This window comes from Streptomyces sp. NPDC054783 (assembly GCF_053611725.1).
On the sequence record NZ_JBSHAY010000001.1, the window covers coordinates 110301 to 135234 of the forward strand.

At 72.5% G+C, this 24934-nt stretch carries 22 protein-coding genes and 1 pseudogene; 13 read left to right on the forward strand and 10 right to left on the reverse strand.

What is annotated here, in order from left to right:
* Positions 1-23 precede the first annotated feature (23 nt).
* From ACWGJ5_RS00490 to ACWGJ5_RS00515, 6 genes are read left to right on the forward strand one after another with little or no spacing between them, the layout of a single operon-like run.
* On the forward strand, positions 24-1364 hold the full coding sequence (locus ACWGJ5_RS00490) for an L-fuconate dehydratase (protein WP_453307587.1): 1341 nt from the start codon (positions 24-26) through the stop codon (positions 1362-1364).
* Positions 1361-2116: an SDR family NAD(P)-dependent oxidoreductase gene (locus ACWGJ5_RS00495; protein WP_453307588.1), complete on the forward strand. Its 756-nt coding sequence runs from the start codon at positions 1361-1363 to the stop codon at positions 2114-2116. The genes ACWGJ5_RS00490 and ACWGJ5_RS00495 overlap by 4 nt, the downstream gene beginning before the upstream one ends.
* Entirely contained in the window at positions 2113-3084 is a 972-nt protein-coding gene (locus tag ACWGJ5_RS00500; RefSeq protein ID WP_453307589.1) for an aldo/keto reductase, read from the forward strand. Before ACWGJ5_RS00495 ends, ACWGJ5_RS00500 begins: the two co-directional genes overlap by 4 nt.
* Positions 3081-3428, forward strand: coding sequence for an L-rhamnose mutarotase (locus tag ACWGJ5_RS00505; protein WP_453307590.1), 348 nt, complete (start codon positions 3081-3083; stop codon positions 3426-3428). Before ACWGJ5_RS00500 ends, ACWGJ5_RS00505 begins: the two co-directional genes overlap by 4 nt.
* Positions 3425-4264: an amidohydrolase family protein gene (locus ACWGJ5_RS00510; protein WP_453307591.1), complete on the forward strand. Its 840-nt coding sequence runs from the start codon at positions 3425-3427 to the stop codon at positions 4262-4264. Before ACWGJ5_RS00505 ends, ACWGJ5_RS00510 begins: the two co-directional genes overlap by 4 nt.
* Before the next feature lie 53 nt (positions 4265-4317).
* On the forward strand, positions 4318-4839 hold the full coding sequence (locus ACWGJ5_RS00515) for a cupin domain-containing protein (RefSeq protein ID WP_453307592.1): 522 nt from the start codon (positions 4318-4320) through the stop codon (positions 4837-4839).
* Between the two features lie 56 nt (positions 4840-4895).
* Here ACWGJ5_RS00515 and ACWGJ5_RS00520 read toward each other — a convergent pair whose 3' ends face one another.
* Positions 4896-6317 (reverse strand): lipase maturation factor family protein, encoded by a 1422-nt coding sequence (locus ACWGJ5_RS00520; protein ID WP_453307593.1) that lies wholly within the window; start codon positions 6315-6317, stop codon positions 4896-4898.
* Between the two features lie 412 nt (positions 6318-6729).
* Here ACWGJ5_RS00520 and ACWGJ5_RS00525 point away from each other — a divergent pair.
* The 3 genes and pseudogenes from ACWGJ5_RS00525 to ACWGJ5_RS00535 form a co-directional block, all read left to right on the forward strand.
* Positions 6730-7212 (forward strand): annotated as a pseudogene (locus tag ACWGJ5_RS00525) (DUF6777 domain-containing protein); the annotation flags it as partial.
* 543 nt (positions 7213-7755) lie between these two features.
* Positions 7756-9837 carry a SpoIIE family protein phosphatase gene (locus ACWGJ5_RS00530; protein WP_453308241.1) on the forward strand — a complete coding sequence of 694 codons (2082 nt, stop codon included), beginning with the start codon at positions 7756-7758 and terminating at the stop codon, positions 9835-9837.
* Between the two features lie 45 nt (positions 9838-9882).
* Positions 9883-10746 carry an Fpg/Nei family DNA glycosylase gene (locus tag ACWGJ5_RS00535; protein WP_453307594.1) on the forward strand — a complete coding sequence of 288 codons (864 nt, stop codon included), beginning with the start codon at positions 9883-9885 and terminating at the stop codon, positions 10744-10746.
* A 26-nt stretch (positions 10747-10772) separates the two neighbouring features.
* Here ACWGJ5_RS00535 and ACWGJ5_RS00540 read toward each other — a convergent pair whose 3' ends face one another.
* The 3 genes from ACWGJ5_RS00540 to ACWGJ5_RS00550 all read right to left on the reverse strand — a co-directional run bounded on the left by ACWGJ5_RS00540 (position 10773) and on the right by ACWGJ5_RS00550 (position 12827).
* Complete coding sequence (locus ACWGJ5_RS00540) at positions 10773-11426, reverse strand: zf-HC2 domain-containing protein (protein WP_453307595.1); 654 nt, start codon at positions 11424-11426, stop codon at positions 10773-10775.
* 172 nt (positions 11427-11598) lie between these two features.
* Entirely contained in the window at positions 11599-12114 is a 516-nt protein-coding gene (locus ACWGJ5_RS00545; protein ID WP_453307596.1) for a hypothetical protein, read from the reverse strand.
* A gap of 143 nt (positions 12115-12257) precedes the next feature.
* On the reverse strand, positions 12258-12827 hold the full coding sequence (locus ACWGJ5_RS00550) for a sigma-70 family RNA polymerase sigma factor (protein WP_453307597.1): 570 nt from the start codon (positions 12825-12827) through the stop codon (positions 12258-12260).
* A gap of 216 nt (positions 12828-13043) precedes the next feature.
* Here ACWGJ5_RS00550 and ACWGJ5_RS00555 point away from each other — a divergent pair, with 216 nt between their 5' ends.
* Complete coding sequence (locus ACWGJ5_RS00555; protein WP_453307598.1) at positions 13044-13262, forward strand: hypothetical protein; 219 nt, start codon at positions 13044-13046, stop codon at positions 13260-13262.
* Here the strand turns inward: ACWGJ5_RS00555 and ACWGJ5_RS00560 are convergent.
* Both ACWGJ5_RS00560 and ACWGJ5_RS00565 read right to left on the reverse strand, forming a co-directional pair.
* The gene (locus tag ACWGJ5_RS00560) at positions 13220-14644 is read right to left on the reverse strand and encodes an amino acid permease (RefSeq protein WP_453307599.1); all 1425 of its coding nucleotides are present in this window, start codon (positions 14642-14644) and stop codon (positions 13220-13222) included. The genes ACWGJ5_RS00555 and ACWGJ5_RS00560 overlap by 43 nt on opposite strands.
* A 405-nt stretch (positions 14645-15049) precedes the next feature.
* Positions 15050-15523, reverse strand: coding sequence for a universal stress protein (locus ACWGJ5_RS00565; RefSeq protein ID WP_228619601.1), 474 nt, complete (start codon positions 15521-15523; stop codon positions 15050-15052).
* 361 nt (positions 15524-15884) lie between these two features.
* On the opposite strand from ACWGJ5_RS00565, the gene lysX reads away from it, so the two are divergent.
* Positions 15885-19163 (forward strand): bifunctional lysylphosphatidylglycerol synthetase/lysine--tRNA ligase LysX, encoded by a 3279-nt coding sequence (lysX, locus tag ACWGJ5_RS00570; RefSeq protein WP_453307600.1) that lies wholly within the window; start codon positions 15885-15887, stop codon positions 19161-19163.
* Here lysX and ACWGJ5_RS00575 read toward each other — a convergent pair.
* Positions 19108-20595: an MFS transporter gene (locus ACWGJ5_RS00575; RefSeq protein WP_453307601.1), complete on the reverse strand. Its 1488-nt coding sequence runs from the start codon at positions 20593-20595 to the stop codon at positions 19108-19110. The two genes, lysX and ACWGJ5_RS00575, sit on opposite strands and share 56 nt — an antisense overlap.
* Before the next feature lie 167 nt (positions 20596-20762).
* Between ACWGJ5_RS00575 and ACWGJ5_RS00580 the strand changes: the two genes are divergently transcribed.
* Positions 20763-21599, forward strand: a complete 837-nt coding sequence (locus ACWGJ5_RS00580; RefSeq protein ID WP_453307602.1) for a polysaccharide deacetylase family protein — start codon at positions 20763-20765, stop codon at positions 21597-21599.
* A 38-nt stretch (positions 21600-21637) separates the two neighbouring features.
* Here the strand turns inward: ACWGJ5_RS00580 and ACWGJ5_RS00585 are convergent, their stop codons facing one another.
* Positions 21638-22309 (reverse strand): class F sortase, encoded by a 672-nt coding sequence (locus ACWGJ5_RS00585; RefSeq protein WP_453307603.1) that lies wholly within the window; start codon positions 22307-22309, stop codon positions 21638-21640.
* 333 nt (positions 22310-22642) lie between these two features.
* Between ACWGJ5_RS00585 and ACWGJ5_RS00590 the strand changes: the two genes are divergently transcribed.
* Entirely contained in the window at positions 22643-23392 is a 750-nt protein-coding gene (locus ACWGJ5_RS00590; RefSeq protein ID WP_453307604.1) for a hypothetical protein, read from the forward strand.
* A 93-nt stretch (positions 23393-23485) separates the two neighbouring features.
* Here the strand turns inward: ACWGJ5_RS00590 and ACWGJ5_RS00595 are convergent, their stop codons facing one another.
* A complete protein-coding gene (locus tag ACWGJ5_RS00595; protein WP_453307605.1) occupies positions 23486-24250 on the reverse strand; it encodes a bestrophin-like domain in 765 nt (254 codons plus the stop codon).
* Positions 24251-24283: 33 nt separating this feature from the next.
* On the reverse strand, positions 24284-24856 hold the full coding sequence (locus ACWGJ5_RS00600; RefSeq protein ID WP_453307606.1) for a hypothetical protein: 573 nt from the start codon (positions 24854-24856) through the stop codon (positions 24284-24286).
* Positions 24857-24934: the final 78 nt, after the last annotated feature.

The window sequence follows — 24934 nt, forward strand, 5'->3', positions numbered from 1 at the left end:
GCCCGACGAACGAAAGGACTTCAGTGTCCCAGGCCCCCGCCCGCGTCACCGCGGTCGACACCCACGACATCCGTTTCCCCACCTCGCGCGAGCTGGACGGCTCCGACGCGATGAACCCGGACCCCGACTACTCGGCGGCCTGCGTCGTGCTGCGCACCGACGCCTCCGACGGGCACGAGGGACACGGGTTCGTCTTCACCATCGGGCGGGGCAACGACGTCCAGGTCGCCGCGATCGACGCGCTGCGGGACCATGTGCTCGGCCGGGACGTGGCCGAGCTGTGCGCCGACCCGGGCTCGCTCTTCCGAGACCTGATCGGAGACAGCCAGCTGCGCTGGCTCGGTCCCGAGAAGGGCGTGATGCACATGGCGGTCGGGGCCGTCGTCAACGCCGTCTGGGACCTCTCCGCCCGCCGGGCCGGCAAGCCGCTGTGGCAGCTGCTCGCCGACGCCGAACCCGAGTGGCTGGTCGGGCAGATCGACTTCCGCTACATCGCGGACGCGCTCACCCCCGCCGAGGCCCTCGACCTGCTGCGGCGGGGGAGAGAGGGCGCTGGGGAGCGCCGGGCACGGCTGCTGGAGCGCGGCTACCCCGCCTACACCACCTCCCCGGGCTGGCTCGGCTACGACGACGACAAGCTCGGCCGGCTCGCCGCGCAGGCCGTCGCCGACGGCTTCACGCAGATCAAGCTGAAGGTCGGCGCCGACCTCGACGACGACATCCGGCGCTGTCGCGTCGCCCGCGCGGTCGTCGGACCGGACATCCGGCTCGCCGTCGACGCCAACCAGCGCTGGAACGTGGACGAGGCGATCCGCTGGACCAAGGCCCTCGCGGAGTTCGCCCCCTACTGGATCGAGGAGCCCACCAGCCCCGACGACGTTCTCGGCCACGCCGCCATCCGCCGCGCCGTGGCCCCGGTGAAGGTCGCCACCGGCGAACACGTGCACAACCGGATCATGTTCAAGCAGCTCCTCCAGGCGGGCGCCCTCGACATCGTCCAGATCGACGCCGCCCGGGTCGCCGGCGTCAACGAGAACCTCGCCATTCTGCTGCTCGCCGCCAAGTTCGGCGTCCCGGTCTGCCCGCACGCGGGCGGGGTCGGCCTGTGCGAACTCGTCCAGCACCTGTCGATGTTCGACTACCTGGCCGTCTCCGGCACCACCGAGGACCGGGTCATCGAATACGTCGACCACCTCCACGAGCACTTCGTCACCCCGGTCGTCATCCGCGACGGCCACTACACCGCCCCCACCGCGCCCGGCTTCTCCGCCGCCCTGCGCCCGGAGTCCGTCGCGCGGTACACCTTTCCCGGCGGCACCTACTGGGCCGCCGACCCCGACACCCAGAAGGGAGAGGCCGCATGAGCGACTTCGAGGGTCTGAGAGCCCTGGTCACCGGCGGCGCGTCCGGCATCGGCCGGGCCACCGCCGACCTCCTCGCCGCCCGCGGCGCCCGGGTCGCCGTCCTCGACCGGGACCCGGCGGACGTCGACAAACCGCTCCTCGCCCACCGCGCCGACGTCACCGACGACGCCTCGGTCCGCGCGGCCGTCGAGCGGGCCACCGAGGACCTCGGCGGGCTGGACGTGCTGGTCAACAACGCCGGGATCGGCGCCCAGGGCACGGTCGAGGACAACGACGACGCCGAGTGGCAACGCGTCTTCGACGTCAACGTCCTCGGCATGGTCCGCACCACCCGCGCCGCCCTCCCGCACCTGCGCCGCTCGGACCGCGCCGCGATCGTCAACACCTGCTCCATCGCGGCCACCGCCGGACTGCCCGAGCGCGCCCTGTACAGCGCCACCAAGGGCGCCGTGTACTCCCTGACCCTCGCCATGGCCGCCGACCACGTCCGTGAGGGCATCCGGGTCAACTGCGTCAACCCCGGTACGACGGACACCCCGTGGATCGGACGGCTGCTGGACGCGGCCCCGGATCCGGCCGCCGAACGCGCCGCCCTGGAGGCCCGCCAGCCCGCCGGCCGACTGGTCTGCGCCGCCGAAGTCGCCGGCGCCATCGTCTACTTGGCCAGTCCGCTGTCCGGCGCCACCACCGGCACCGCCCTCGCCGTCGACGGCGGCATGCAGGGCCTCAGGCTGCGGCCGGTGGGCCGGTGACGAGGCTCGGCCGCAGCCGCGTCGAGGTCACCCCGCTCGGCTTCGGCGCCGCGACGCTAGGCAACCTGTACCGCCCGGTGGACGACGAGCAGGCGCGGGGGGCCGTACAGGCCGCCTGGCAGCGCGGCATCCGGTACTTCGACACCGCCCCGCACTACGGGCTCGGCCTGTCCGAACGCCGGCTCGGCGCCGCCCTGCGCGCCCACGACCGCGCACTGTTCACCGTCTCCACCAAGGTCGGCCGCCGTCTCGAACCCGCCGACGGCACGGGCGACGACCTGGCACACGGCTTCGCCGTACCCGCCGCCCACCGCAGGGTGTGGGACTTCAGCGCCGACGGCGTCCGCCGCACCCTGGAGGCGAGCCTGGAGCGCCTCGGCCTGGACCGCGTCGACATCGTCTATCTGCACGACCCCGACGACCACGCCGAGCAGGCCTTCCGCGAGGCCTACCCGGCCCTGGAGAAGCTGCGCGCCGAAGGCGTCGTCGGCGCGGTCGGCGCGGGCATGAACCAGTCCGGGATGCTCACCCGGTTCGTCCGCGACACCGACGTGGACGTGGTCCTGTGCGCGGGCCGCTACACCCTGCTCGACCAGAGCGCCGGCGCCGAACTGCTGCCCGCGGCCGCCGAGCACGGAGTGTCGGTGGTCCTCGGCGGCGTCTTCAACTCGGGCCTGCTGGCGGACCCGACGCCCGAGTCGACGTACGACTACAGCCGTGTCCCACCACGGTTGCTGGACCGGGTCCTGCGCATGAAGGCGGCCGCCGAGCGGCACGGCACCACCCTGCGCGCCGCCGCGCTGGCCTTCGCCTCCGCCCACCCGGCCGTCGCCAGTGTCCTGCCCGGGCCCCGTTCCGCGCCCGAAGTCCACGACTGCGCCGACCAGTTCGCGTCCGCCGTCCCGGCGGAGTTCTGGCAGGAGCTACGGGAGTCCGGCCTGCTGCCCCGAGAGGAGGGCCCGTCATGAGGGTCGCCCTGCACACCAAGGTCCGCTCCGACAGGATCGCCGCGTACGAGGCGGCCCACCGCCAGGTCCCGAAGGAGCTCACCGACGCCATCCGTGCCGCCGGTGCCACCTCCTGGACCATCTGGCGCAGCGGCACCGACCTGTTCCACCTGCTGGAGTGCGCGGACTACACCCGTCTGCTCGCCGAACTGGAGCACCTGCCGGTCAACGTGGCCTGGCAGGCCCGCATGGCCGAGCTGCTCGACGTCGTGCACGACTACTCCCGGGACGGTGCGGACGCCGGGCTGCCCGTCGTCTGGGAGCTGCCATGTGCCGGCGCCCCCCACGTCCGGGAGCTGCCGTGACCGTCGACGCCCACCACCATGTCTGGGACCTGTCCATCCGCGACCAGGACTGGATCAAAGGGCCAGGACTCCGGCCGCTGCGCCGGAACTTCACCCTCGCCGATCTGGAGCCGGAGGCCCGCGCGGCCGGAGTGGACCGTACGGTCCTCGTCCAGACGGTCACCGTCGCCGAGGAGACGCCCGAGCTCCTCGCGCTCGCGGCCGGACACGATCTCGTCGCCGGGGTCGTGGGCTGGGCCGACCTCACCCGCCCCGACATCGCCGACGAACTCTCCCGGCTGCGCGAACTGCCCGGCGGGTCCTTCCTGAAGGGCATCCGCCACCAGGTCCAGGGCGAGCCTGACCCGCAGTGGCTGGTGCGGAAGGACGTACAGCGTGGCCTCGCGGCCGTGGCGACGGCCGGGCTCGTGTACGACCTGGTCGTACTGCCCCACCAGCTCCCGGCCTGCGCCGAGGTCGCCGACGCCCTGCCACAACTGACGTTCGTCCTCGACCACTTGGGCAAACCTCCGATCGCCGCGGGAGAGCGCGAACCCTGGGCGTCCGCCCTGTGCGCACTCGCCGCCCTTCCCAACACCGTCGCCAAACTCTCCGGCCTGGTCACCGAGGCCGACCCCGCCTCCTGGACGACGGCCGACCTACGGCCGTTCTCGGACACGGCGCTGGAGGTCTTCGGCCCCGACCGCCTGATGTTCGGCTCCGACTGGCCGGTGTGCACGCTGGCGGCCGCCTACGGCGACGTGCGCACCGCCATGGCCGAGTTGACCTCGGACCTCGGCGATGCGGACCGCCATGCCCTCTTCGAGGGCACCGCCACAGCCGTCTACGGTCTGTGACGCACGGCGTGGGCGACGGGCGTCTCGGGAACGTCTGTCCCACAATTGCCGACATGACCGATGACCAGCCGCGCATGACCGATGACCAGCCGCGCATTCCCGTCGCTCCGCTGCTCCGCGCCCCCGAGGACGGCGAACGCATCGACGCCGCCGGCGTCGCGCACTTCTTCCGGCTCACCGGCGAGCACACGGGCGGACGCCTCGCCTTCGAGGAGTTCAGCCTCGCCCCCGGCACCATCGGTGCCAGGCCCCATGTGCACGACGGACACGACGAGTACTTCTACGTTCTCGAGGGCGAGTTGACGCTCCACACCGGCGACGGCGAGGTGACGGCCGGCCCCGGGCACCTGCTCGCAGCCACCCGTGGCACCCCGCACGGTTTCCGCAACGCCGGCCCGGTCCCGGCACGCGCACTGTGCCTCTTCACTCCGGCCGGTTACGAAAACTACTTCCGTGACGTGCACGCCGCCGTGAGCGCCGGGGCCGAGGCGACCGAGGCGTTGCTGGCCGAGTTCCGCAGCCGCTACCGGACCCGGTCATACCCGGCTGCCCCGGAGAGCCGAAAGGAGTCGTAGGCCGAGCCCTCGGGCCGATCCCGTGGGTCGAAGCCGCGTGTCGGAGGCCCGGCCACTCACGACCGCCCGGCCACCGCCGTCAGCCGCGCCGGTGGCATGTACTCCCGGACGTACGTCCGCTCCCAGCACGCCCCGCTGTCCCGCAGCTCCCGCCAGGTGGTGTACCGGTACTGGAACAGGCGGGCGCGGACGTACCGGGGCGGGGTGTCCGGCGGAAAGGGGGAGCGGCGCAGCAGGCGCAGGGTGTCGCGGTCGTTCTCCAGCAGCCGCTCCACCAGACCGCCGAACCAGTCGCCGGCATAGGCGGGGGACAGCGCCGCGAACCACATCAGCCAGTCCAGGCGCAGATGGTAGGGGGCGAACTGGCGGGGCCAGTACCGGGTGTCACCCGGCTTGCCGCGGAACTCGTACTCCCGCCACTCCGAGTCCTCGCGCGGTACGTCGTCCAGCGTGCCCTCGACGACCACCTCGTAGCGGACCCGGCTGACGCTGCCGAACGCGCCGTAGGTGTTCACCAGGTGCAGCGGGTCGAAGGAGCGGTTCATGACCTGGCGGCGGGAGGTCATGTTGACCACCGGGCGGTAGCTCAGGAAGAGCAGCAGCGCGCCGACCGCGAGCACCAGGACCTCGTACCACAGCGGCGCCGCCGGCACGGACGGCGCGGAACCGGGGAGCCGCAGCGCGGACACGGCCAGCACGATGGTGATCCAGTTCAGCCAGGAGAAGTTGCCGGACAGCACCAGCCACAGCTGGGTGACGATCATCAGCGCGGCGGCGGCCGAGGCGATCGGCTGCGGTGTGAACAGCAGCACCGGCACGACCAGTTGCGTCACGTGGTTGGCGGCCACCTCCACCCGGTGCAGCGGCTTCGGCAGATGGTGGAAGAACCAGCTCAGCGGGCCCGGCATGGGCTGGGTCTCGTGGTGGTAGTACAGGCAGGTCAGCTTCCGCCAGCACGCGTCGCCCCGCAGCTTGATCAGCCCGGCGCCGAATTCCACCCGGAACAGGATCCAGCGCAGCAGGAACAGCACGACGAGCGGCGGCGCCACCTCGTCGTTGCCGAGGAACGCGGCCAGGAAGCCCGTCTCCAGCAGCAGCGACTCCCAGCCGAACGCGTACCACGTCTGGCCCACGTTCACGATCGACAGATACAGCGCCCACGGAACCAGCCACAGCAGGATCCCGGCCCACAACGGCAGCAGGGAGTCCGCGCCGGCCAGCAGCGCCGCCGCCACCGCGCAGCCGGCCCAGGCACAGCCGCCGAAGAAGCGGTCGGAGTAGTGCAGATGGAACAGGCTCGGCGCCCGTTTGAAAGGGATCCGCGCCACGAAGCGGGGGATCGGCAGCATGCCGCGCTCGCCCAGCAACGCCCGGAACTGCAGCGCCGCGGTCAGGAACGCCACCAGGTACAGGGCGGCCAGCGCCCGCTGGAAGACCAGGCGGGTCAGCCAGTAGTCGGCAGCGGTGAACCAGTTCACGGCCGTGCGCGCCTTTCGTCGCGGCTGAGCCGCCGTGTCGTCTTCATCATGACCTGCCCCCGAGTTGCCAGCCAAACGGGCGCGATGCAAACAATAGGGAGAAATCACCCACAGTGATGCGGAGTGTACGGTGCGGATACCCCTCGGATCCATCGCCATGGCCTGCGCCCTCTCGATGGCGCTCCTCGTCGCCGGCTGCGCCCGCCCCGGCGTCAAGGAGGCCCGGATGGCCGAGGAGGTCTATCTGCTGCCCGCCGCGGTCCAGGGACCCGACCCGTTCACCGGGTCCACGGTCGCCGCGCGGGCGACGTCCGGCGGGGGAAGCGCCAATTCCCCCGCCACCGGACCGCGCGTCGCCGGGTCCTCCCCGCCCGCACTGCCCGCCGGGCTGGTCGTCGTGCCCCTGGGCGCCATGCGCGTCCTGTCCGGCGAGACCCCCGGCCTCTACGGCGGTACCGCTCGCGTCGCCGGCTGCGACGTCGAACGGCAGATCCGGTATCTGACGGCGGACCGGGCCAAGGCCGACGCCTTCGCCCACGCGGCCGGAGTCTCCGTGAGCGGCCTGCCCGGCTATCTGCGCGGCCTGACCCCCGTCGTGCTGCGTGCCGACACCCGGGTCACCGACCGCGGCTACCGCCATGGAAACGTCGTCGGCTACCAGGCCGTCCTCCAGGCCGGCAGCCCGATCCTCATCGACAACCGAGGGGTGCCCCGCCTGCGCTGCGCCTGCGGCAACCCGCTGGGGTCACCTGCTCCGGCCCACGGCGGCGGCTTCGGGGCGCGTGGCAGCGCCTGGGTTCGGTACCGTCCGGGGCAGGTGATCGCGGTGACCCCGGCACCCCGGGCGGTCACCAGCATCACGATCGTCAGCGCCGAGACCCACACCTGGATCAAACGCCGCGTCGGTCCCGACGTACGCCACGACCAGGTCGTACCCCCGCCCGCCCGGGCCACCGCGACGCCCGACGGCGGCCGCGACCCGGCGGACACCGTCTCCCCGGGCACCGCACCGCCGTACCCCACCGCGCCCGGTCCACGGCAGAGCCGGCCGGGAACCCCTCCGGGCACGACCGGCGGCCCGCCCACGGCCGCCACCCCGACGGCACCGGACACGCCCACCGGACAGAGCAGCCCGGCCCCCGGTACGGCCGGCCCGTGGACCTCGCCCTCGGGCGATCCCGTTCCGCGAGCCCCCGGCAGCCTCGACCCGCCCTACGGGACCGGCCCGCCGGACGGGATCGGCCCACCGGGCGTGCCCGACGCCTCGGGCTCGCCGGACGGGATCGGACCACCCGGCGGGCCCGACACCCCCGGCTCGCCCGACGGCGGCGGACGGACCTCCCCGGCGGCTGAGCCCCTCCGACACCGGCCGCCCACGCCCGGGAGCAGGCAACAGAAACAGGTCGAAGATTTGGATGAATCCTGGCAAGGTGGGCCCATGGCAGTTCGGGGAGCGAGTGCCGTGTCACTCCCGGAGGACTGGCCCGCCCACCCGGATCCGATCCTGGCGCTCAACCGCATGGGCAGCTTCGACTGGGACCTGGACACGGGCCTGTTCCACATGGACGCCCAGGCCTACGAGGTGTTCGACCTGCTGCCCGGGGAGTACGACGGACACCCCGAGTCCCTGTACGCCCGGGTGCCGCAGCCCGAGGTGGCCCGGATGGACGCCATGGTGGCCCAGGCCATCAAGGACGGCAGCGAGAACTACGGGGGCTACTTCCGCATCCGCTGCCGTGACGGCAGGCTCCGCTGGACCCACACCCAGGGCTACATCCGCCGGGACGGCACCGGCCGCCCGCGCCGGGTCGTCGGCATCGTCCGCGACGCCACCGAGGAACTCGCCGAGAGCGAGGTGCGCAGCCTGCGGGCCGCCCAGGACGAGGCGTTCCGCCAGCAGACCAACGTCGTCCAGGCCGTCTCCGCCGCCCTCGCCCACGCCCGCAGCGTCCAGGACGTCATCGACGCCCTCAAGGACACCCGCGGCATCCGGCATCTCGGCGCGGCCAGCCTGGTCATGGGGCTGGTGGAGGCCGGACGGATCCGGCTGGTCGCGGAGGGACCCATCGACGCCTCCGTCCCCGGCACCCAGGTCACCCGGATCGACGAGCCGTACCCGATGAGCGAGGTCGTCCGCACGCTCCTGCCACGGTTCATCGAGTCCCCGGAGGAGTTCGCCGAGGGGTACCCGATCCTCTGGCCGCACATCACCGACCTGCACATCACCTCGGCCGCCTATCTGCCGCTGATCGCCCAGGCCCGCCCGGTCGGCGCGATGGGACTGCTCTACAGCGACCGGCGCGGCTTCTCCACCGAGGAGCGCGCCGTCCTGGTCGCGCTCGGCAGCACCGTCGCACAGAGCCTGCAGCGCGCCATGCTCTACGAGCAGGAGAAGGACCTCGCCCAGGGCCTGCAGCAGGCCATGCTGCCCCGCACCATCCCCAGCGTCCGCGGCGCCGACGTCGCCGTCCGCTACCGCGCCGGCACCGCCTTGGGCGCCCTCGGCCGGGACATCGGCGGCGACTGGTACGACCTGATCCCGCTGCCCGGCGGCCGGGTCGGCGCGGTCATCGGCGACGTCCAGGGCCACGACACCCACGCGGCGGCCGTCATGGGCCAGCTGCGGATCGTGCTGCGCGCCTACGCCGCGGAGGGACACACCCCGGCCGCCGTGATGGCCCGCGCCTCCGTCTTCCTGCACGAACTCGACACCGACCGCTTCGCCACCTGCCTGTACGCCGAGGCCGACCTGTCCACCGGAGTCGTGCAGGCGGTCCGCGCCGGGCACATCGACCCGCTGATCCGGCACGGCGACGGCAGCTGCTGCCGGGTGCCGGTCGAGGGCGGGCTGCCGCTCGGGCTGTCCGCCGAGTTCGGCCGGCTGGAGTACCCCGTCTCCACCCTCGAACTCGACCCCGGCCACACCCTGCTGCTGTGCACCGACGGGCTCGTCGAAAAGCCCGGCGCCGACCTCGACGACGGCATGCGACGTCTCTCGGAGCTCGTCGCGGCCGGCCCCGAGGACGTGCGCGCGCTCGCCGACCGGCTGATCCTGCTGGCCGAGGAGCGGGGCGGCGACGACGACGTGGCGCTGCTCCTGCTGCGCCGGCGCGCCCCGGAGGCCCCGCCCGCCGGCGGCCGGCTCCAGCAGCACGTGGCACCCGGCGACCCGGCGGCGCTCAGCCAGGCCCGGCACCTGATCCGCGCCGCGGTCCGCTCCTGGGGCTACCGCGACCGCGCCGACGAGATCGAGCTGGTCGCCGACGAGCTGATGACCAACGCGCTGATGCACACCGAGGGCTCCACGGTCGTGACCCTGCGGGCCCTCGACGGCGGTCACCGCAGACTGCGCATCGAGGTCGAGGACTCCTCCAGCGCCCTGCCGCGCCGCCGCGAGGCGGGCGAGGACGGCGTCTCCGGCCGGGGTCTGCTGCTGGTGGACGGGCTCGCCGACGAGTGGGGTGTGGAGGCGCGCGGCAGCGGCAAGGCGGTGTGGTGCGAGTTCCGCCGGGGCGACTGAAGCGCCTCACCCGGCCTTGTCGGTGCCGGATGGCACTCTGGACCCATGCCGGAACTGCCCGAGGTAGAAGCGCTGAAGGACTTCCTCACCGAGCACCTGGTCGGCCGCCGGGTGGTGCGGATGCTGCCGGTCGCCGTCAGCGTCCTGAAGACGTACGACCCTCCCGTCACCGCCTTCGAGGGCGGCGAGGTCACGGCCGTGCACCGGCACGGCAAGTTCCTGGACCTGGCGGCGGACAGCGGGCTGCACCTGGTGACCCACCTGGCCCGCGCCGGCTGGCTGCAGTGGAAGGACCGGCTGCCGGACGGCCCGCCCAAGCCGGGCAAGGGCCCGCTCGCGCTGCGCGTGGCGCTGGAGACCGGCGAGGGCTTCGACCTCACCGAGGCCGGCACCCAGAAACGCCTCGCGGTGTATGTCGTCCGCGATCCGCAGCAGGTCGAGGGCATCGCCCGGCTCGGCCCCGATCCGCTCGCCGCCGACTTCGACGAGGAACGCCTCGCCACCCTGCTGAAGGACGAGAGACGCCGGCTGAAGGGCGCCCTGCGCGACCAGTCCCTGATCGCCGGCGTCGGCAACGCCTACAGCGACGAGATCCTGCACGCCGCGAAGATGTCCCCGTTCAAGCTCGCCGCCTCCCTGACCCCGGAGGAGACCCACCGGCTCTACGAGGCGCTGCGCTCGACGCTCACCGAGGCGGTCGACCGCTCCCGCGGCCTGGCCGCCGGACGGCTGAAGGCCGAGAAGAAGAGCGGCCTGCGCGTCCACGGCCGGACCGGCGAGCCCTGCCCGGTGTGCGGCGACACCATTCGTGAGGTCTCCTTCAGCGACTCCTCGCTGCAGTACTGCCCCACCTGCCAGACGGGCGGCAAGCCCCTGGCGGACCGCAGACTGTCCCGGCTGCTGAAATGAGGCCCGGCGACCGCGATCCGGCGTGACTAGGGCGCGTCGACGGACACCAGGTGCTGCCCGTCCGTCGTGCGCACGTCGTAGTGGGCGATCTCGTCGGGGTGCATCGTGGAGGAGCCGAGCGTGGTGAAGGTGCCGGTGGCGTGGCCGGGCTCCATCCAGGTGCCGGCGACCTCTTCGGTGCCGTCGCGGCCCACGACGACGAGCCGGCAGGCGTGCGGGCCGGTGCCGTCCTTCACCTTCAGCATCAGCCGGCTGCCCGTGTCCCCGTCGTCGGCGGTGACCTCGGCCCACACCCCGGTCCTCGGATCGGTGGCCGCGGTGACGTGCGCGGCCGGCGGTTCATGGCCGGCGAAGGCCATGATCCCGGGACCGGCCACGGCCAGCACCACGGAGGCGGCCAGTCCGTACAGAAAGCGCCGGCGGCGCGCCCGGTGCCGTTGCGCGACCTCGCCGAGCAGCCGGTCCAGCAGCGGGGGACCGGGCTGTGCCATGGGGTGCACAAAGCGCGGCGTGGCCCGGCGGTACAGCATCAACTGCCGTGTGGCGGGACCGAATTCGGTCACCTGTGCCGCGCACTGAGGGCACTCCATGAGGTGGTCCTCGAAGCGGAAGGCCTCCGCCTCGTCCAGCACGCCGAGCGCGTAAGCGCCGACGTCGCGATGCCTTTCCAGGGACCTCATGCCGAATCCTCGTGCCGATGGGTGCGGGTGGGGTTACTCCGTGCACCCACCCGTACGCAGCCGACAGCCGAATCACTCAAGCCACCGCAGAATCCCGGACCAGAGATTCGGAGCGGCGCGCCCCGCGGATTGGTCCGATTCCGGAAAACTTCGGAAAGCCCCGGAGCGGGGGTCAGAACAGGTGGATCGCAAGGTGCCCGAGGGGCAGCCCGAGCCGCCAGGCCGGGGTCCACACCTTCGGCCCGTCGTCCTCGCCGGCCGGCCCTCCGCCGCCCGGCACCGCGTCCAGGTCCGGGGCGAGCAGCTCGGTCTCCTCCAGCCAGCGCCAGGCGTCCGCGGCGAGGGCCAGGTCGGGCGAGCGGGTACCGGACCGGTCGGCCCCTTCGGCCAGCTCGGCCATGCGCTCGCGCACCCAGTCCCGCCACGGCTGGTCGTAGGCGGTCAGGGAGAGCCAGTTCTCCAGCTGGGAGATCACCCGGATACCGGACAGCTCCCCGTCGGTGTCGGACAGGAAGACGGTCAGCGCCAGCGCGTCCCGGCCGGCCCGGAACTCGAAGGACGTCGGCGGCATCAGGTCGCCGGTGCGCAGCAGCTCGTCGGCGATGTACTCGGCGTACAACCAGGCCATGGGGACGACCAGTTCACCGCCGTCGGTGCCGTCCGTGCTCTCGTGCCCTCTGTGCAGCATCCCTTCCTGCCCTTCCTCCGGTACGTGCGCGTCGCCCGGCCCCTGGGTCCGGCCGCCCGCCCGGAACGCGGATGAGGACAGCCCATTGCCCGAAGGGGGGCCACAGCAAGGCGCTTTGCCGAGGTTTGACCCGGCCTCCGGTTTCAGTGCAGGTCGGCCGCATAATCCGGAAGGACCCGGCGCAGCGCGCGCAGCGCGTAGTACGCGCGGGACTTCACGGTACCGGGTGGAACGCCCAGGGTCTGCGCCGCTTCCGCCACACTGGCCCCGAGGAAGTACACGAGTACGAGGACGTCACGGTGTTCCGGCGTGAGTGTCTTCACAGCCTCCCGGACATCGAGCATCGCGGCGGCCCGTTCGGCGTGATCGGCGGTCACCCGCGCGCTCTCCGGGATCTCGGCGCCGGTCTCCCGGGGCCGGGCCTGCCGGGCCCGCCGGGCGTCGATCGCGAGCCGCCGGGCGACCGTCAGCAGCCAGGGCCGTACGGAGTCGAAGTCCTGCGCGTGCAGCGCCTCGGGATGCTGCCAGGCCCGCACCAGGGTCTCCTGGAGCAGGTCCTCGGCGCGCTGCCGGTCGCCGTCGCAGAGCCTGAGCAGCAGGGCGAAGAGCGGTCCGCCGTGCTCGCGCTGGAGCGCGGCCAGTTCGTGCTCGGCGGTCGTCGTCCCGTGGGCCCGTGCCGCCGCCTTGTGGATCAGTGAGGTTCCGACCGTCATGGCCGTATGGCAGCGCAGGGCGCGGCCGGGGGACAGAGTGCGCGCACGGCTCTGCGGCGGACGGTCGATCCGGTCGGCGAACGGTCGGGTCGACGGTCCGGTGCGGCACCGGACGGGCTAATGACAGCCCTCGGGCCGTTTATCCGATGAGTCGGATTCATACCCATATATGAGTCAACGGCTTTGTCGGTCATGCGACATCCCTGGGGTGAGCTGATGATCGGACGCAGACAACAGGTGGCACTGGCCCTCACCGCCGTCCTCGCGGCCGCGGCCGCGTGCCAGAACCACGAGCGACAGCAGTCCCGGCACCCGGCCCCGCCCGGAGCGGCCGCCCGCCCGCAGGCCACCGGGGCCGGGTTCGTCCCGCACCGGTACGACCACCCGGCCGGTCACTCGGCGGGCCGTACCTCGGCCAGCACCGAACGCCTGTAGGAGTAGCCGAAGTAGATCACGCAGCCGATCACGAACCACACGGCGAACCGCACCCACGTCTGCCACATCAGGAACGTGATCAGCCAGACCGAGAAGACGACACCCAGCGCCGGCACGACCGGCATCCACGGCGTACGGAAGGTGCGCGGCAGATCCGGCTGCCGGTAGCGCAGCACGATCACCGCCGTGCACACCACCACGAACGCCAGCAGGATGCCGATGTTGGTCAGCTCGGCCGCCTCGCCGATCGGGACGAACCCGGCGATGACCGCCGACGCCGCACCGACGATCCAGGTCACCCGGGTCGGCACGTGCCGCGTCGGGTGCGTCTTGGCGAACCACCGGGGCAGCAGCCCGTCCCGGGACATCGAGAACCACACCCGCGTCACGCCCAGCATGAACGTGAACATCACGGTGAGGATGCCGATGATCGCACCCACCGCGATCACGTCAGCCAGCGCGTTCAGACCCACCGCCTTGAACGCGCTCGAGAAGCCGCTCTCCGGGTCGATGTGCTTGTAGTCCTGCATGCCCGTCAGCACCAGGCAGGCAGCCACGTACAGCACCATCGAGATCACCAGCGAGTAGATGATCGCCTTCGGCATGTGCCGCTGGGCGTCCTTGGACTCCTCGGCGGCCGTCGACATGGCGTCGTAGCCGAACACCGCGAAGAACACGGTCGCCGCACCGGTGAAGGCGCCGCCGATGCCGAACGGGAAGAACGGGTGGTAGTTCGCCGAGTCGATGTGGAACACGCCCACCGCGATCACCAGCAGCACCACCAGGACCTTCAGCACCACCACGAACGTCTCGAAGCGGGCCGCGCTGCGCATCCCCAGGTTCAGCAGCCAGGCGATCAGCAGGCACAGAATCGCCGCGAACAGGTCCACCCGGTGCCCGGCCCCTGTGCCCGGCGCCCCCAGCATCCACTGCGGCAGTTTCGCGCCCATCTCCTCGACCAGGAAGCCGAAGTAGCCCGAGATGCCGATCGCCACCACCGCCACGATCGCGGTGTACTCCAGCAGCAGGTCCCAGCCGATGAACCAGCCCGCGAACTCGCCGAGCACCGCATAGCCGTAGGTGTACGCCGATCCCGCCTTCGGGATCAGTCCGGCGAACTCGGCGTACGACAGCGCCGCACAGGCGCTCGCCACACCGGCGATCAGGAACGACACCGTCACCGCCGGGCCCGCCGTGCCGTTGGCGACCGTGCCCGCGAGCGTGAAGATGCCGGCGCCGATGATGCCGCCCACCCCGATCGCGGTGAGCTGCCACAGTCCGAGCGAGCGGTCCAGCCGGGTGCCCTCGCCGACCTCGGTCTCCTCGATGTGTTCGATGGGTTTGCGCCGGAGAATTCCCTCACCCGCGCGGAGCCTGGCCATGCGCCTCACCTCTTCGCCGACGGCAACGGCTGACGGCGGATCATGATGGCTCAGGGGCGTCGCACAGGGAAGACGCCACGCATGGCCCGGGCGGGCGTCCAGGCGGGGGCCGCGGGGCCGGATCGGGCCGGGCCGGCGGCCGGGCGGTGGGACGGGCGGGCAGCGCGACGAGTCCCGGCAGTACGGCCTCGCCTCCACCGCGCCCTGGCTCGGCGGACTGCTCGGCTCCGCCGAGCGGCTGGAAGCGGACCCCGGGCGACCGGGTGGCCCGTACCCTCCCGCCCTGGTCGGTCACCGGCAAGGCCGTCACCGGAGCCGTGACCGCAGCCGCGACCGCGCCGTGGGGCCTGTCGGCCACCCTCGCCGGAATGCTGCTGCCCGCGCCCCCACTGCTGCTGTGGCACCCTACGGGACGACCGTCACCGGCCAGCGCCCTGCCTTGACCAGCCGGATCGCCACCGAGCCGATGATCCGGTGACCGGCCTGCTCCGAGGCGCCCACGATCACCGCGTCCGCCTTGAGCTCGTCGGCCGCCTTCACCAGCCCGCTGTACGGGTCGCCGCGGAAGGTGTGGAACTCCCAGCGCACCTCGAATATCCCCTTGACCCGCTCGGCCGCCTCCCGGATGTAGGTGACCAGGTCCTCGGCGATCTCGTCGGTCGTCTCCGCCACCGGCGCCCCGAGCGCCGCCCCGGCGGCCAGCACCGGCTGCACGTACACCACGGCCAGCAGCGCGTGCTGCCGCCGGGCGAGCCCGCCCGCGTACGCCGCGGCACGCAGCGAGGAGTCGGAGCCGTCCACCCCGACCAGGATGACCTTCGGCCCGTCCGTACCTCGCTCGAACTGGTGCGAGGGCGTGTGCGAGTGCTGTTCCGTCACGATCGCGAGGCTATCGGAATCCGCTGTTCCTGCGGAGCCGTGGGGCGCCCGGCGGGTGTCGGGTGGTGGTGGGCGGTGCTGGGGGGCGGGTGGTAGGGCGCGGGCGTGGTCTCGGCGGGCGGGGCCGGCGGCCGTGCGGTACCGGCTCGACGGGTGGATGCCGGGCTGACGGCAGGCCCCCGCCACCGCACCGGCGTGTGGGATGCGGATCTCCCGGGCCGTTCCGGCGCACGGGACGGCGGTCACCCAAAGTCGCCCCCGGCATCCCCTGCGTCCCAGCGCACGGGGACGCCGGTCACCGGGGCCGCCCCCGGGACCCCTCGACGGGCGAGCCGCGCGAGCCCTTCCTACAGTCGGAACCATGACCGCCAGCGCGGAGCCCGCCGCACGGAGGGACCCCACGGCCCCGATACGCCCGCCCGCCGGCGGGCGGCTCGGCTGGGTGCCCGAGGCCTTTGCGACGCTCTTCGCCGCGCTCGGCCTGCTGTGCGCCCTGCTCGCGCTCATCGAACCGCTGCGCCGCCTGCTCCGCCCGGTCGCGCACGCCCTCGACCTGCTGCTCCTCCCCATCAGCGCCAACCTGGCCTACGCCGTCTTCCTGTTCCTGCTGGCCGGCGCCACCGCCGCCCGCAAGAAGGTCGCCTGGTGGCTGGTCGTCGTCTATCTCGGCCTGGTCGTCCTCACCGACGCGGTCGGTGTGGGCCTCGGTCTGTACGCCGAGTCGCTGCCGTCCCTGGTGCTGTGCGGCCTGCTGCTGCTCCTGCTCGTGGTGGCCCGCGGCGAGTTCTACGCCGCCTCCCGCCACGGCGCCGTCTGGCGGGCGCTCGCCGTGCTGGTGGGTGGTCTGGTGGTGGCGATTCTGCTGGGCTGGGGGCTCGTCATGCTGTTCCCGGGCACGCTCCCGGCGAACGAGCACCTGGCCTGGGCGGCCGACCGGGTGTGCGGCGGACTGGTCTCGAGCCGCTCCTTCTCCGGCCGCCCGCCCCGCCACGTCACCTTCGTGCTCGGCCTGCTCGGCGCCCTGGCCCTGCTGAACGCCGCCGCCACGCTGTTCCGTTCCCAGCGCCTGGAAGCCGCCCTGCACGGCGACGAGGAGGCCCGTATCCGCGCCCTCCTCGCGGCCTACGGCGATCGCGACTCCCTCGGCTACTTCGCCACCCGCCGCGACAAGGCCGTCGTCTTCTCGCCCAGCGCCAAGGCCGCCGTCACCTACCGTGTCGAGGCCGGCGTCTGCCTGGCCAGCGGCGATCCCGTAGGCGATCCCGAGGCCTGGCCGCACGCCATCGCCGCCTGGCTGGACGTGGCCCGCCGTCACGCCTGGGCGCCCGCCGTGATGGGCGCCTCCGAGGACGGTGCCCGCGCGTACGCCCGAGCCGGACTCGGCGCCCTCCAGCTCGGCGACGAGGCGATCGTGTGCGTGGCCTCCTTCGACCTGGACGGCCGGGACATGCGGGTGACCCGGCAGGCCGTGCACCGCGTCCGCCGTACCGGCGCCACCTGCCGCATCCGCCGGCACGCCACCCTCACCGAAAGGGAGATGGAGGAGGTCGTCGACAAGGCCGACGCCTGGCGCGACACCGAGACCGAGCGCGGCTTCTCCATGGCCCTGGACCGGCTCGGCGACCCCGCCGACGGCGACTGCCTGCTCGTGGAGGCCCTCGGCGAGGACGGCCGGCTCCTCGCCCTGCTCTCCTTCGTGCCCTGGGGCCGCGACGGCATCTCCCTGGACCTGATGCGCCGTGACCGCGCCGCACCCAACGGGGTCATGGAGTTCATGGTCGCCGAACTGTGCGCCGCCGCCCTCAAGCTGGGCATCCGCAGGATCTCGCTGAACTTCGCCGTCTTCCGGTCCGTCTTCGAGGAGGGCGCCCGCATCGGCGCCGGGCCCGTCCTCCGGCTCTGGCGGCGCCTGCTGCTGTTCTTCTCCCGCTGGTGGCAGCTGGAGGCCCTGTACCGCTCCAACGCCAAGTACCACCCGGAGTGGTACCCGCGGTTCATCTGCTACGGCGACACCGCCGCCCTCGCCCGCATCGGCCTGGCCTCCGGCATCGCCGAAGGCTTCGTCTCCGTACCGTCGTTGCGCAAACTCTGGGGAAAGGGGCACCCGAAGGCCGGGCAGCGGCCCGCGACGACGGCAGGGCTGCCGTCCCTGACGGCGCTCGGCCTCGACGGAGGGGGCGAGCCCGGGACCGCCGCACCGGCCGCCGGGCTGCCCGACCAGGTCCGCGTACGGCACCACAAGCTCGACCGGCTGCGCGCCGGCGGCACCGATCCCTACCCGGTCGGCGTCCCCGCCCCCACCCACGCCCTCGCCGACGTGCCCCCCGAGGAGGACGTCACCGTCGCCGGACGGCTCATGCTGGTCCGCGACTTCGGCGGCGTCGTCTTCGCCGTGCTGCGCGACTGGTCCGGCGACCACCAGATCGCCCTCACCCGCGACCGCTCCGGCGCCGCCCTCGACCGCTTCACCGCCGGTACGGACATCGGCGACCACATCACCGCCACCGGACGCACCGGCCTCAGCGACCGGGGCGAACCCACCGTCTTCGTCACCTCCTGGCAGCTCACCGGCAAGTGCCTGCGCCCGCTGCCCGACAAACGCCGCGGCCTCACCGACCCCGAGGGGAAAGTCCGCCGCCGCTATCTCGACCTCGCGACCAGCCCCGCCGCCCGCACGGTGATCCGGTCCCGCTCCGCCGCCGTACAGGCGCTGCGCCAGGGCCTGCTGGACCGCGGCTATGTCGAGGTCGAGACCCCGATGCTGCAGCAGATCCACGGCGGCGCCAACGCCCGCCCCTTCACCACCCACATCAACGCCTACGACCTCGATCTCTATCTGCGCATCGCCCCCGAGCTGTACCTGAAGCGCCTGTGCGTCGGCGGCCTGGAGAGGGTCTTCGAACTGGGCCGCACCTTCCGCAACGAGGGCGTCTCCTACAAGCACAACCCCGAGTTCACCATGCTGGAGGCCTACCAGGCGTACGCCGACTACGACGTCATGCTCGACCTGACCCGCGAGCTGATCCAGGGCGCGGCGACCGCCGCCTTCGGCTCCCCGGTGGCCCGCAAGGACGGGCAGGAGTACGACATCTCCGGGAAGTGGCCGGTCAGAACCGTCTACGGTGCGATCTCCGAGGTGCTGGGGGAGGAGATCGGCCCCGGCACCGAACTGCTGCGGCTGCACCGGCTGTGCGACCGGGCCGGAGTGCCGTACACCGCCGACGACGGGCCCGGTGACATCGTCCTGGAGATGTACGAGCGGCTCGTCGAGGAGCGCACCCAACTCCCCACCTTCTACAAGGACTTCCCGACCGACGTCTCTCCGCTGACCCGGCAGCACCGCACCGACCCACGGCTCGCCGAGCGCTGGGACCTCGTCGCCTTCGGCACCGAACTCGGCACCGCCTACTCCGAGTTGACCGATCCCGTCGAGCAGCGCCGGCGACTCACCGAGCAGTCGCTGCTGGCCGCCGGCGGCGACCCGGAGGCCATGGAGCTGGACGAGGACTTCCTGGAGGCCCTCGAGTACGCGATGCCCCCTACCGGCGGCCTCGGCCTGGGCGTCGACCGGCTGGTGATGTTCCTCACCGGCCTGACGATCCGGGAGACCCTGCCGTTCCCGCTGGTGCGCCGCCGCTGAGCGTCGGGTCCGCGGCGGGGGCCGGGAAGCGGTGCCGGGGCAGGGTCAGCAGCGCGACCACGGCGCCGGCCGAACACAGCGCCACGCCCAGCTCGAAGCAGTCCCGGACCGCCCCTGCCATGAACGCCTTGTAGTGCTTGTAGTAGTCCCCGTAGGGGGCGGACGCCGGTAGCCGCTGCATGGCGACGGAGACGATCCCGGCGAACAGTGACACGCCCAGGCCGGCGCCCAGCTGCCGGGAGGAGTTCAGGCCCCGGGGCAGCGCACCGCTCCCGGAGCGGGCGAAGCCGGCGGGCAGGGCGAGCACCGCGCAGCCGAAGGCGACCAGCAGCAGCGGCAGCAGCACATCGGCGAAGCGGAAGGTGTCCTCCCGGCTCAGCAGGACGAAGCCGACGGCCGCGACCCCGCAGGCCCCGGCCACCGCCGCACCGAGCCCGGTGCGCGCGGCCAGCCGGGGCAGGACCAGGCAGCCCAGCAGCACCCCGGCGACGGTGGACAGCAGGGCCCAGCCGACCTGCATCACGGACAGCCCGCCGATCACCTGCAGGGCGAGCGTGAGGGTGTACAGGCAACCGGCGAGACCGGACGCCAGCAACGCCACCACCGTGTACCCGCCGAACGCCGCTCGCTCCCGGTCCAGCCGGGCCAACAGCTCCGGCATCCGCTCGCCCCGGCCGAGCAGGCCCAGCGCGGAGGGCACCAGCGCGCCCGCCACCGCGATGACGACGACCGTCGTCGCGGACACGCTGTGGCCGCCCAGCCAGTCGGCGAACCATGCCAGGAAGCCCAGCGGGACGACGCCCAGCGCCGCACGGCCCACCCGTGCCCCGGCGGCGGGCAGGGGCACGGACTCGGTGAGCACCACCGGGGTCAGCACCAGCAGCACGGCCCCGGCGGCGGCCTGCACCCAGAACACCGTTTCGCCCCGCATCGAGGCATCCAGCAGCATGGCGGTGGGCAGCAACATGGCCGGTCCGGCACAGGCGACGACGGCGAAGTGCACGCTCAGCGCCCGGTCGCGGCCGGGTCCCTCAGGATGCGTGGAGTCGATCAGCGCCAGCGCGCCGGCCGTGATCACCGCCGCCGCGACGCCCTGCACCGCCCGCGAGGCGAGCAGCACCTCGGAGTCCGCCGTCACGGCGGCCGCCACGGCGGCGAGGCTCGACAGGGCGAGGCCGCCCATCAGTACGCGTCGCTGCCCGATCGCTTCACCCAGCGCCCCCGCGAGCACCGGCAGCGCGGCGAAACACACGCTGTACACGCTCAGCAGCCAGGTCAGCCCCTGGAAGGACATCTGCGACCGGACCGCGATCCACGGGAGCCCCACCGTGAAGACGGTGGTGTCGAAGACGACCAGCACCTGGGCGGCCGCCAGCAGCACCACCGCCGGCCCCCCGCGCCGCAGCCCGCTCGCTCCCCCATGCGTCAACACGGCTCTCCCCCATACCCGTTGTCGGACCATTGTCGCGGACTGAATGACTATCAGAAGCCCGTGGCAGGTTCCGCGCCGGCCCCGGCACTGGTCCGTCCGGGTGTATTCCCGCCGCCGCACCGGTGTCGTTGTGGTGCGCCGAAGTCCGGTGGGGCGACTGATGAGTCATGCAGAAGGATCAGTTGCTCACACGACGCCGGATGCTCCTGGGCGGTGCCGCCGCGCTGGGGGCGGCGGGTGCCGCCGGGGCCGTACTCGCGACTGGCGCCGAGGACGGCGCCGGGAGCGCCGCCCCCGCTCCCGGACCACAGGCCCGTCAGGTGCCCAAGTCCTCCGCCTTCCGGCTCCAGCCGCTCACCGGCTACGGACCGCCGCGTGCCGCGCCGCACAAACTGAAGGTCCGCAAGGAGCCCATCCTCCAGATCTCCGGGCGCGGCCGGAGCATGATGCTGACCTTCGACGACGGCCCCAACCCGGACTACACCCCGCACATCCTCAACACCCTCGCCAAGTACGACGTACGGGCCATGTTCTTCGTGTGCGGCGAGTGCGTCGTCGACAACAAGGAGCTGGTGGCCCGGATGGCCGACGAAGGCCATGTCGTCGGCAACCACACCTGGACGCATCCGCTGCTGACGACCCTCAACCGCAAGCAGATCCGCTCCGAGATGAAGCGCACAAGCGACGTCATCGAGAACACCTACGGCGAGCGCCCGCAGTGGTTCCGCGCGCCCTACGGCGCCTGGAACCGGGCCGCGTTCCAGCTGGGCGCCGAGATGGGCATGGAGCCGATGGCCTGGACGGTCGACACCACCGACTGGACGGAGCCCGGCACCGGCACCATCGTCGACCGGGTGGAGAGCGGCGCCGCGCCGGGCGTCGTGGTGCTCTCCCACGACGCCGGGGGCGACCGGTCGCAGACCGTCCGCGCGATCCGTGAATGGCTGCCCCATCTCCTCGACTCCGGATACCACATGACCGTGCCGCCGCGCCGCCGCGTATGACCGTTTCCCGGTTCTTCGCCCGCCCGGCCGCGGTGGTTTCAGTTCACCGCGACCAGACGGGCGAAGACGACGACGTTCCCGTCGTAACCGTTCTTCCTGGAAAAACCGCCGCCGCAGGTGATGACCCGCAGTTCCGGTGTTCCCTTCGAGCCGTACACGCGGTCGCCCGGAAATGCGCTCTTGGAGAAGACCTCGACCCCATAGGTCTCGAACACCGCGGTCTTTCCGTCCTTGCGCAGGACCTCGATCCGGTTTCCCTTCTTCAGGGCCCCGAGCCCGTAGAACACGGCGGGGCCCCGTTGGTTGTCGACGTGCCCGACGACGACGGCGGTCCCCTTCTCACCGGGGGAGACGGCACCGGTGAACCAGCCCGCCAGGTCGGGATCCTCCGGCGGCGGCGCGGCGACCCAGCCGGCCGCGTCCAGACCGACGGGCATGACCGGCGCGTTCACCCGGATCGCGGGGATGCGGACCCGGTTGGCGGCCGAGAACCCGAGCGGCATCGGAACCGTGGAGAAGGTGCCGGCGCCGACGTGGCTGTCCGGGGCCGCCGCCGAGGCGGGCTGCGGCGGACCGACGTCGAACTCACCCGAACCATTCCGGATGAGCGCCAGACCGGTCAGCAGAACAAGCGCTATGACGCCCCACGGAGCGCGCCTCCTCCGCCGCTCCTCCTCTTCGGCGAGCTCGGACAGCCCGTACGCAGACATTCGCCATCCCCTCTCGACGCGGCCTCGCCACGGCCATCGGGCATGGGAAAACGCTAAGTCCCGCGCGTGCGGAGGGCGACGGGACGAGTGGCGAACGGGTGGCCGAAGGGCCTTTGAGGTGCGCCATCCGAGTTGCCGGTCACAGAAAATTTCTGACGCTCCGTGACCTGCAGCAATATCCGATTATGTGCTTTTCGTGCGGCCTGTTGGCTCACCAGGACGGACCATTCTCGACATGCGGGCGTGTTCCGCGCGCCCGAGGGTCTTTCCGGGAGGTGATTTCTCGCCGATCGACCGGGGACATGCCCTGGGCACCTCCCGCGGAGGATCACCATGCGAAACCAAAGCGCCCTGGTGGCCGCGTGCGCCGCGGCCGCCGTGCTCGGGTTCGCCGCCCCCGTGGCCGTCGCGGACGGCACGGGCAACGGCGGCAACCTGAGCAGTCACCGAAACCTCGACAACCACGGAAACGTCAACAACCACGAAAACGTCAACCGCAGAAACTTCGGCAGGCACGGCGACTTCGACGACAACGGGGAGCAAGGCAGCGAGGCCGGCCGGATGGAGGACTCCGGTCCGGGCGAGGACAACGGGAACGACGGCCGGGCCGGCGACACCAGCCGAGCCGGCGACACCGGCCGGGGCGACGACTCCGGCGGCAGCGATGACAACTCCGCCGACCGTGGCGACGGCCTCCGGAACATCGTCTCCACGCCCGGCGTGCTCCCGGCCGGCGGCCGGCTCGCCGTCAGCGTGGACGGCTGCCACGGCGGCACCATGTCCTCCCGCGCCTTCCCCACCACCGACTTCAGCGACTTCAACGACGACACCGCGCGCGGCACCACCGAGATCGACCGCGACGCCCCGCCCGGCCGGTACGACGTCACCATCCACTGCGACGGCCGGACCCTGGTCCGCCCGGCCGCGTTCACCGTGCTCGGCGGCGTCCAGGGCGGTGTGGGCGGCAGCAGATCCACCGGCGCCACGCCGGCCGACATGGCCATCGGCGCCGGACTCGTGACCTTGGCGGTCGTCGGGGGCGGCGCGTTCTGGCTGCGCCGCCGGCACGAGAAGCGGACCTGACGCCCCGGTCGCCCGGCGGTCGCCGACACGGCAGTCGCCCCGGTCCCTCGGGGGATCCGGGGCGAAGGCCTGCCGGCGATCGTACGGTGGGCGCTAGCCGGTGACCCCCGGGAACATGTTCATGAACGGTTCCGCGGTCACCGCGATGCCCCGGCTGTAGGGGGCGTCGAAGTCCCAGATGAGGAACAGCATGAACGCGATGGTCGCGGAGAACAGCCCCGCCAGGACCAGTTCGCGTCTGGTGCGCCGGATCTGCAGCGCGAACACCATGCCGACGGTGACCAGCGCACCGGTGAGCAGGCCCCACCACACCACCGACGGCATGGTGGCCCCGGTGGAGTCGGCGCGGGCGTTGCGCGCCTGGTCGGCGGCGGTCATCTGGTCCAGCAGGGGCTGGTAGGCCTGCGCCTCGAAGTCGTTCTTCGGCTGGTAGTCGGTGACGTCCTGGCGGACCTTCTGCAGCAGCTGCGCGCCGCGGTCGGTGACGCGCTCGTCGTGCGACATGGCCCGCCACTCGTGGTGCACGACATAGCCGACATAGGTGTTGACATCGTCGCGGACCTTGTCGCGGACGTCCGGCGGATAGACCCGCACCCGCTCCGAGATCTCGTGCAGCGCCTGGGCCTCGGACTGCACATGGTCCTGCGCGGAGCTGCGGGCCTCCCACACGCCCGCGATGGCAAGGCCCAGGACGATGGCGTACACGACGCCGATCCACATCGTCATGTACTCGATGACGTCCGGGGTCTCGTTGGGATCCTCGTCCTCGGGGGCACGCTTGTGCCGTACGACGGTGACGACCACCACCACGGCGCAGGCCGCCAGCATGGCGAGGACGAGAACAAGCCAATCCGGCAACGGATACCTCCAGAAGGTGAGCGGGCCGGCGCGTCAGCGCGGGCGCAGGGCCGCGACGGCGACGATCGCCGGAACGGTGATGAGCAGGACATAGGTGACCGGCGTGGTGTGGCCGGGCGCGAGGTGCGCGGTGGGGTGCGGGTGGTACGCCGGATAGCTCACCGGCGTCGCCGAGGGCAGCGGGGTGGCCTTCGGCTTCGGCTTCGGGTCGGGTGGCGGCGTCGGCGCCGGTGTGGGGGCGGGAGGGGGTGTCGGCCGCGGCGGATCCGGGGCGGGCCGGGCCGGCGGCTTCGGTCTCGGCGTCGGCTTCGGCACCGGGCGCGGAGCCGGCTTCGGCTTCGGCGGTGCCGGCTCCGGCGACGCAGGCGGCGTCGGGCTGGGAGTCGGCGTGGGCGTGGGCGGGGCGGGCGTCGCACAGGGCAGCGGGATCGGCCAGTGGCCGCCGGCGTGGGCGACCGCCACCGTGCCGTCCGGGCCCGTGGAGGCGTACGCGCAGGCGTCGGCCGACGCGCTGCCGACCGGGCAGCCCACCAGGGTCCAGGTCAGCGTCACCAGCGCCAACACCCGTGCGGCGGGCGCGCATCGGGTCACTTCGGGTCCATGCACGCCAAGATCATGGGGTGCGGAAACCGTTGGTATGCCGTAGTGCCCCCGGATTGCTCCGAAGGGAGGACATGGCGCGAT